General features: G+C 40.0%; 5 protein-coding genes and 1 pseudogene. All 6 read left to right on the plus strand.

What is annotated here, in order from left to right; all coding sequences use genetic code 11:
• The first annotated feature begins 135 nt into the window (after positions 1–135).
• The 6 genes and pseudogenes from BHF68_RS09720 to BHF68_RS09740 all read left to right on the plus strand — a co-directional run bounded on the left by BHF68_RS09720 (position 136) and on the right by BHF68_RS09740 (position 8,917).
• Positions 136–1,623 carry a stalk domain-containing protein gene (locus tag BHF68_RS09720; RefSeq protein ID WP_069643440.1) on the plus strand — a complete coding sequence of 496 codons (1,488 nt, stop codon included), beginning with the start codon at positions 136–138 and terminating at the stop codon, positions 1,621–1,623.
• A gap of 33 nt (positions 1,624–1,656) precedes the next feature.
• On the plus strand, positions 1,657–2,565 hold the full coding sequence (locus BHF68_RS09725) for an MBL fold metallo-hydrolase (RefSeq protein WP_069643441.1): 909 nt from the start codon (positions 1,657–1,659) through the stop codon (positions 2,563–2,565).
• A complete protein-coding gene (locus BHF68_RS09730) occupies positions 2,537–4,324 on the plus strand; it encodes a CHASE2 domain-containing protein (RefSeq protein WP_069643442.1) in 1,788 nt (595 codons plus the stop codon). The genes BHF68_RS09725 and BHF68_RS09730 overlap by 29 nt, the downstream gene beginning before the upstream one ends.
• 32 nt (positions 4,325–4,356) lie before the next feature.
• Positions 4,357–8,133: a FecR domain-containing protein gene (locus BHF68_RS09735; RefSeq protein ID WP_069643443.1), complete on the plus strand. Its 3,777-nt coding sequence runs from the start codon at positions 4,357–4,359 to the stop codon at positions 8,131–8,133.
• A 244-nt stretch (positions 8,134–8,377) separates the two neighbouring features.
• Positions 8,378–8,539, plus strand: a pseudogene (locus tag BHF68_RS15850) (copper amine oxidase N-terminal domain-containing protein); the annotation flags it as partial.
• Positions 8,540–8,560: 21 nt separating this feature from the next.
• On the plus strand, positions 8,561–8,917 hold the full coding sequence (locus BHF68_RS09740) for a FecR domain-containing protein (RefSeq protein ID WP_069643444.1): 357 nt from the start codon (positions 8,561–8,563) through the stop codon (positions 8,915–8,917).
• Positions 8,918–9,247 lie beyond the last annotated feature (330 nt).

Here is a 9,247-nt window from a genome sequence, read left to right on the forward strand (position 1 = left end):
GTTCTGATTCTTCTAAATTGAAAAATACTACTTTAATACCTATCATAATAGTATAGATATGCTATAATCACAATAAAAGATATCAGAAATTTTTGAATATTCATTTTAAACAATTTGCAAGAAAGGACGAATGGTATGGGTACTATGAAAAATAAATTTATGGTTATTTTGTTTGTTGTTTCACTCCTGCTATTTGGTTTGCATATTCAAACTTTGGCCCAGGAACAGGCAAACGAGAACGTAGATGAAGGCTTTACAGAGGCTCCGTTTTTAATAGGCTCTGGAGATTTTGAGTATTTAAACGGAATCTATTATGAAGCTGAATTCCGCTTTCCATATGGGGTTACATATAATCCTCATACAGATATGATGTTGATAGCAGATTTACAGAATCATAGAATTAGACAAATGAATATGGAGACTTTTGAAGTTACTACACTAGCAGGGACTACTGAGCAAGTTGATAGATTTGGTTTTCCAGCAGGGGGGCATGTTGATGGAGATGCTGATGAAGCGATGTTTAATCGTCCACGCGGGCTGGCAGTTGCTCCTAATGGTGCGATTTATGTAGCGGATACGGGCAACCATTCGATTCGTCAGATTTACGATGGACAGGTCTATACGGTAGCTGGTAGTGGTCTGCGTGGTCATAAAGATGATGTGGGGCTTGAGGCGGAGTTCTGGAATCCGACAGATATTGTAATAGATTCCCAGGGGAATTTACTTGTTAGTGATACGCTAAATCATGTGATACGTAAAATTAATCAAGAGGGAAATGTTACGACTTATGCGGGTGAGCCAGGTAACACTAAGCTTTTGTTTGAACCGAATGGTTTAGCAATTGATGACAATGATTTGTTATATGTAGCAGATAGCGCGAATCAGCAAATAAAGGTGATTGATAAGGATGGTAGTATACGAGTACTTGCTGGAATGCCTGGGGAATTAGATCAAGATACAGGATATTGGCTTGGTGAATATGTAAATGGTCGTTCGGAGGATGCTAGATTTAATTTTCCAAGGGGTGTTGCTTTAAGTCCTGATGGATTTGTGTTTGTTGCCGATTCATGGACTCATACGATACGAGCCATATCGCCAAGTGGTCGTGTTTACACTGTGGCAGGGACTGGTGTGAGCGGCTTCGACTGGGATGAACAATTTATTACTGAATTTGATGGCCCAAGTGGGATTACATATGCGTTAGGATATTTGTTTGTTACGGATTATTGGAATAACCGTGTGGTAGCAATTCCTGTCATGAGAGAATTTTTAAGACCAATTATAGATTTTACTAACACTGATTCAGCAGTTCCTGTCTATATAGATGGCACAGAAATCAATTTTCCAGACGTGGAGCCTTTTATTGATAATGATCGGGTCCGAGTTCCACTGAGGTTTGTTGTTGAAGAGTGGGGTGCTGGGGTTAGCTGGGATGAGGATAACCGTAGTGTTATTGTAACAGTCGGTGGCCAAGAGTTTATTTTGTCGGAAGCAGATGGAGACTTCTTTATCCGTGACGATCGTTCTATCGTACAGTTGCGGACTCTTGTCGATAAGCTAGGCTTTTATATCGAATGGCGTGAAGACCATCGTGCGGTGGTAATTGAGACGTTTACGTATTAGTGGAGACGTTGCGTATTAGAGAGGAGAAGATACATGTATTCAGTCAACATTAGATTCTGGGGAGTTCGAGGATCAAAGCCTACCCCAGGTCGCCAAACAATGGGTTTTGGTGGTAATACGTCCTGTGTTCAGGTGCAAATCGGAGAACGCATATTACTGTTTGATGGAGGAACGGGGCTAGCTGAGTTTGGTAATCATATGCTAAAAAAGCAGCAGCTAAACGCTTCTAATGGAGTATTGCCTAAGATTGAAGCAGATATATTTTTCTCCCATTTACATTGGGATCATATACAGGGTCTACCGTTCTTTGTGCCGATGTATGTACCTGGTAATATATTTCATTTGTACGGAGAGAACAAAGAAAATTTAAACTTTCAAGAGGTTATAGAAATGCAGATGAAGCCACCACATTTTCCTATTACTATGAAGATGATGAAGGCTAGCTATCACTTCCATGAGGTATCCTCAGGAGAAACGATAGATATTGGGGATGGAATAAAGATTACTAGTTTTGCAGTAAAGCATCCTAACGACTGTCTGGCTTACCGAGTAAACTACGAAGGTGTCAACATAGTCTATTGTACAGATACTGAACCAATGGAGGGAGCTCAGGAAGAACAGTTTTTGTCTTTTGTGAACGGTGCTGATGTGCTAATCTATGACACACATTATACTAATCAGGAATATTTAGGGACTAATGATGATCCGCCTAAAAAAGGTTGGGGTCACTCAACGTGGCAAGAAGGCGTGCGCATTTGCCGCAACGCAGGTATATATCAATTCGTGATGTTCCATCATAAGGAGAATCGTTCTGACCAAGAAATGCAGCAGTTAGAAAGCCAGGTGCAGGAAATATTCCCTCGTACCGCTGCAGCACGTGAAGGCATGGTTATCAAAGTTGGAGGAGATAATCTTGAAAAAGTGGTCATTAATTATCCATAGTGTAGTTTTTCTGATATTTGCTATATTTTTACTTCTTAATACATTTGTAGTTTTTGATAATAACTTACAGGATCGCCTTTATCAAAAGCCTACTAGTACTGATCCTCGTATTGTTATTATTGCTATTGATGACGTGAGCTTGGAAATGTTCGGACGCTGGCCATGGCCGCGGGATTATCACGGTGAGCTAATCCGCATACTTAATGAAGCTGATCCAGCAGTTGTAGGCTTTGACATAATTTTCTCCGAGCCTTCTCAGGAGGCTCTTGATGATGAATATATGCTAATGACATTTGCTAAGATGGATCAGTTGATTTTACCTGTCTACGGTGTGTTTGATCGCATTGCAAGTCGCGGCATGCTAGAGACACAGCTAATAGTAGAGCCCTTCCCAGAGCTTAATAGAGTTACTGAAACGGCACATATCAATACCATAACTGATGAGGATGGCTTTGTAAGACATGCTTTATTACAATTTCGCTATGGTGATCAGGTTGTCGATAGCTTTGCTTGGCGAGTTTATGAGATGTATATGCAACGCATGGGTATAGAGCCAGTTGAAATAGATTCAGTACCAGTAGACCGTTGGCACCGTACATATATTAAGTATAGTGGTGAGCCCTTTGATATGGAAGCTATTCCATACTCTGCTGTGTTGACAGGTGAGGTTCCTGCTGAATATTTTCGAGATCGGATTGTATTAGTTGGTCCATATACCGTTGGGATGGCTGATGATTATTATTTCACGCCAATTGTTCCCCAGGAGGCTATGTTTGGTATTGAGATACACGCAAACATAATCCAGCATTTATTAGAGGGCGAATTTAAGGCGAATGTTCCATTGGTGTATGAGCTACTAATAATGCTTATCTTAGGTGTTTTAGGATTCATACTATTTTATAAATTCCGACCAGGAGTAAGTATTGTCATAATCGTATTTATGATTATGGGTTATATATTTGCTGCAAACTTCGCTTTTGCAAAAGGCTGGGTGGTGACTCTACTCTATCCGATTGGTTTTATTATGATGCAATATGTATTTGCACTAGGACATCAGTTTGTTGCTGAGCAGCTTGAGAAAAAACGTATTACAGATGTATTTGGAAAATATGTTGCACCGCAGATTGTTGGTAAGGTACTAGAAGAAGGAGAGGCAGGATTGCAGCTTGGTGGAACGAAGCGTGATATTAGTGTCTTATTTGTAGATATCCGAGGCTTTACACCGTTGTCGGAGGCAGCGAAGCCTGAAGAGGTTGTAGCGATTCTGAATGAATATTTAACACTGTGTGCCCAAGCGGTGTTTGATTATGGTGGTACCCTAGATAAATTTATTGGCGATGCGACAATGGCAATCTATAATGCACCGTTCGACTTGGAGAGGCATCAATTGCGAGCTGTGCAAACAGCCTGGGCAATGGCCCAAGGAGCAATCCCATTGCAGGAGCGTTTAGAAAAACAGTATGGCAAAACCGTGCGATTTGGAGTCGGTATCCACTGTGGCCCAGCTATTATAGGAAATATCGGTGCTAGCTTCCGTATGGACTATACCGCAATAGGAGATACGGTTAACACAGCAGCACGTATAGAGAGTAATACTAAGCCTGGGCAGCTATTAATTAGTCAAGCAGTTTACGAACATGTAAAAGACGATGTTGAAGTAACCGACCTCGGAATGCTTCAAGTTAAGGGTAAAGCTCAAGGAATTCAAGTATATCAGGTGGAAAATGTTAAAAATATGGATAAACCAGTGTTGTCTTAAAATCTATCAAATGGTCTATGGAGGTGAATGATTTGCGCATACTAAATAGCACACAAATAAGGAAAAGAAAAGGATTACGGTTATTAGGAACGATTATTTTATGCCTTAGCTTGCTCTTGCCTATAGGAGGCATTACAGAGGCATCAGTAACGAACGCACGGGTAATTAGTATCGATGGAGATGTACAGGTAATGCGTGGAGGTGGGGATAAGCCCTTTAGTGCTTTTGTTAACATGCGTTTAATGGAAGGTGATCGAATTATTACTGGTCGGGGCGCCAGTGCACGAGTAGAGATAGATAATGAGCGAACTATTACTCTATCAGAAAATACGAGAATATATCTATCGGAGCTACGAGGCGTTAGTGACACACAACAAAGCTCGATTGCTTTGCAGGCTGGCGGTGTTGCCAGTAGTGTAAAGAGTGCTGTTACAAGCTCATCACGCTTTGAGATTCGCACGCCTACAGCAGTAATGGGTGTTCGTGGTACGGAGTTCTTTACAAGCTATAGGGATGGAGAGGTTGATGTTCGTGTTGTTACTGGGTCAGTTAATGTTGCTGCTAGCTTATCTGGGGGAACACCTACACCACCAGCAAGACCTCCTGTTGTAGCACTACCACCAGTTCTTAACCCAGAGATTGCAGGTGGAGACGTTATTTCTCCACCGGTGGCACCACCAAGACCGATTAGACCTCCTGCACCACCGCCACCTCATCCAGAACCCGGAGCACCTGATGGAACTGGAATGCCAGAAAGAACTGTAAGTTTTGTAGTCGAAGCCATGCAACAGGTTAGGTTTACTGAACATACTCCACCTGAGCAGTTATTGGCACCGCCAGAACCATTCGATCTTGTTGGTTTGGATGTAATATTTATTGATCGCGTAGCTGAGATTGCTACAGAGACACCTGAGGTTATACCAGAGGGGATTCGTCAAGTAATTCCAGAGGCTCGTCAGCAGGCTGAAGAGCGCGCTCAACAACAAGCACAGCGCCAGGATATCGCTCCCGATGAATTAGCGGAGTTGCTAAGGACAAGAGAACAGCAGGCTGAGCTGCTGAATCAAAGGATGGTAGCGCCACGTAGTCCATCAACTGTGGCACCGCCACCACCACCAGCGCCGCCGTCACCGACACCAGCACCGACGCCAGATTCTGATCCTGGAGATAGTGGTGGAGGCGGTGGAGAGATTACGCAGCCAACTCAACCAAGCGCGTCAATTAATATTATAAGTGTTGAACCAAGTACAGGTATAATACCTGGTATAGAAACAACATTCAGTGTCCAGTTGAGCTACCAATTCTCTGGCATTAATCAAGGCATTGTTTATTTAGGATTTAATGATGTAGAAGAAGATAGTTACAGATTAGTATCTGATCAAATTGTGACCTCCAATTCGGGTACAATTACTCTTACAGGTGATGCGATAGTTCGTAATTGGGGTGAGACACCATTTAAAGCTTACGCTAACATTTCAGAGTATCCACATCCAGATACATGGTCACCTTTATGGGACGCTACCTATGATTTGCATGTTTCACAGATAGTTACTGGATTTCACACTAGAATTAATCAACAATTTATATTGCCAGATGTTTCGTTTCCAATTATTATTTCAGATGCGTATTTAGATGGAAATATCTTAGACGATTCCTATGAAGTGGAGATCTTTAGTAATAATGACGAAGTTGTTTTTTCAGATTATGTGGAATTTATAGATGGTCAGGCTACTGTAGACGTTACCCTAACATCAATTGGTGAGCACCAACTAACTGTATATATAATAGCTTTAGATATGACTGAACCAACAGAACTTAATATTAATGTTAATGGTTTTTCATCATTATTTGCTGGTGGCAACGGGGAAGTTGAGGACCCGTATAGGATAGCAAATCCTTATCAGTTAAATATGATGCGTTATGGGCTAGATAAGCATTACAGACTAGTCGATGATATTGATTTAATAGATTTTGGAGAAGAATATGATGATGGTAGAGGCTGGGTGCCAATTGGTGATTCAGTAGAACAATTTACTGGTACTTTAGATGGAAACACTTTTACAATTAGTAATTTATTCATTAATCGTCCTGTCACTGATTTCGTTGGTTTGTTTGGTGTTGTTGGAATTAATGGGCATTTAAACTCTGTAGCACTTAATGATTTAGTTGTAACTGGTGATAGTTATGTAGGAGGTATAGCTGGAAAATCAAAAGGAAGTATAAATAACAGCTATGCTTCTGGATATGTAGTAGGTAGCAACTTCAATACAGGTGGATTAGTTGGTAAAAATTATGGTGGAAGCATCGGGAATTCTTATTCTGCAGGTAGTGTAATTGGTCATCAAATGGTCGGAGGACTTGTAGGTTATAACGAAGCTCGCTATGAGCCACAAATGGTTTATGCATCAATAGCGTATAGCTATTCAACATCTGAGGTAACAGGCTATAGATGGGTAGGCGGGTTAACGGGTTCTATTAACTATGCTTCTATTACAGATTCCTTTGCCCTAAACCCAAGTCTGACTAAAACAAGTGGCAATTGGGATTTCGGGCGTATTACAGGTCTTATTGGTCATGATAGTGACTTAGCTAATAACTATGCCAGATATGATATGGTAGAGCCTTTTACTGATGCCTTCGAAAATAAAACACCTATTGGCAAAGATGGAGGTAATCTATTATCATGGAGTATGGTAAACGGTGAATTGATACCGCATCCAAGTATTAATACTACATCTACAATTTATGACGTTGATGTAGTTATTGAAATAGAAATACATGTGCGTTTTGGAACTTTTAGCGAAGAAGCTACTACTACTTCAAGTTGGGTTGTTGACACCACCGAATCAAGTCTAGCATTATATAGTGTAACAAAGAATAGCGACACCAATGTAACGCTTTCATTCAATGGAACAATATCAACGGGTGAGACGATTACAATTCAGGCATTAGCTCAAGCATTTTCAGGTGAGTTTGATAGTAATGAATTAGAGATTGTTGTAGTAGAGGTACCAGAAGTTCCTCTTAATCTAGATGGTGTAGGAATTGATATAATTAATGATGTTATTACTGGAACAACATCTAATATGGAGTACAGCTTTGATTCTACAACTGGATTAGATGGTACATGGTCTGACTGTACAGATGGTGAAACAAACGTAACCTTCTCTCATGGATTAGTATTTGTTCGACAGAAAGATAACCATAGTAATTTTAGACATTTAACAACTATAGCACAACCAGCAGGACCGCCAACAATAGGCTCTACAAATCAGACATCAATTGTGGTGAATGACGGTTCTATAATAGGTGTTGATGATACTATGGAGTATAAGCTTCAAGCGGATTCGACATGGACGGTAGTTCCAGCAGAAGCTATAGAAGTATCAGGACTTGTGCCTGGAAACTATGAAGTGCGAGTAGCTGCTACAGAATTAGTATTACCATCGCAAGTTGCAGTTGTAACAATTGCATCTCCTACAACCGATTTGTTTGGACCTATTAACCTTACTGGAGGAGCAGAGGGTATAAATGCTTATATAACAATAACATCATTAAGCGGAGGTACTTTAACTATAACATTTAATGAATCTGGTACGCACGGTGATCTCCAACAAGTATCAATGGTTAATGAAGGTACTGAAGAACTAAGCGTTAGAACTGAATCTAATTTACTGATAATTGATTTAGGTGGAGTACCGCGTACAACTGAAGCTATAGTGGCTGCTATAGATGGTATGCAAACACAGTTTACAGCAGTAGTTGAAAATAACTCTGAGGGAGCTTCATGGATTCCATTTCCACAATAAAAATATGGTTCCACATAATAATTAGAATTTCTAGATACTTTAGTTATAAGGTTTAACTCTTGTTAATAAGAAGTACCTTGGGGTGTCGGAAACTACTTTTTTAGTAGTTTGCGACACCCCTTTTTTCTATGCTTTCCTCCACATACTACCCAGCAAAACTAAGGTACTGTTGTGAGGTTATAGAAATATTCCAATCTTATCTTACATTTGCTAAGACTTCTTTAAGGAGAGACTATATGAAGATAGTAATATAGCCTATGTTAACGGAGAAGCAAGAGAGCTAGATGTACCTGCGACTATAGTTGAAGACCGTATGATGTTGCCACTACGTTTTATAAGCGAGAACTTAGAGGTAAAAGTAGATTGGGATTCAATATTAAGAGCAGTAATTTTAGAAGAGAGCTAAAAATTATTGGTGGTGATTAGTATGAGTTTTAGATTGCCTTTTATGATAATCTCTTTATTATTAGTAAGTATGCTGCTTGTAAGCAGTGCTTATGCCAACGATACACCTCGCCGAGCCATAGTTAATTCTCTTGAGGGTTCAGTTATGATTCAAGAGGCAGGAAGAAACACATCTTTACCTGCTCGAGTAGGTAGAGAATTAAAGGATAGCGACAGGATAATAACTGGTAATAACGGTCAAGCAGAAATAGTATTTGAGGATAAAACAGTCATTCGAATTTCGCCTGATACCAGAGTCACCCTAGAAAGCCTATATCGTAATGGTTCTGACAGAGCCGACACCACAGTCCATTCTGGATGCCGTATGCGGCACCAATAGCTAATTAAAAGCTTTATCATAAAACTAGCAGAAGACGAAGTAGGAAATATATACCTTAGCAAAGAAAGTGAGATATGATATTATAATCCTGTCTTTGACACTTGATGAATACAAAAAGCCTGTAGAACCTTGATACTAAAGGGTCTGCAGGCTTTAATGTTTGCCGAAAAAGTGAGTAATGTTTTTATTTTTTTGTATCTTTAAAAATTTTTTTCATCTTACTTGTAGTAATAATCTGATAGTCAGTGCGAAAGCTAAATGCTTCATGTAAAGCATCAGTAAAATCAGTTCTGGTATATAAGGGTTCATAACCTTCACCCTTAATCACCT

The organism is Desulfuribacillus alkaliarsenatis (assembly GCF_001730225.1).
In the GTDB taxonomy this organism is placed as follows: domain Bacteria; phylum Bacillota; class Bacilli; order Desulfuribacillales; family Desulfuribacillaceae; genus Desulfuribacillus; species Desulfuribacillus alkaliarsenatis.

Excerpts from the sequence above, each read along its gene's own strand:
- BHF68_RS09720 (WP_069643440.1), top strand. The coding sequence starts at position 136 with ATGGGTACTATGAAAAATAAATTTATGGTTATTTTGTTTGTTGTTTCA.
- BHF68_RS09725 (WP_069643441.1), top strand. The coding sequence starts at position 1,657 with ATGTATTCAGTCAACATTAGATTCTGGGGAGTTCGAGGATCAAAGCCT.
- BHF68_RS09740 (WP_069643444.1), top strand. The coding sequence starts at position 8,561 with ATGAGTTTTAGATTGCCTTTTATGATAATCTCTTTATTATTAGTAAGT.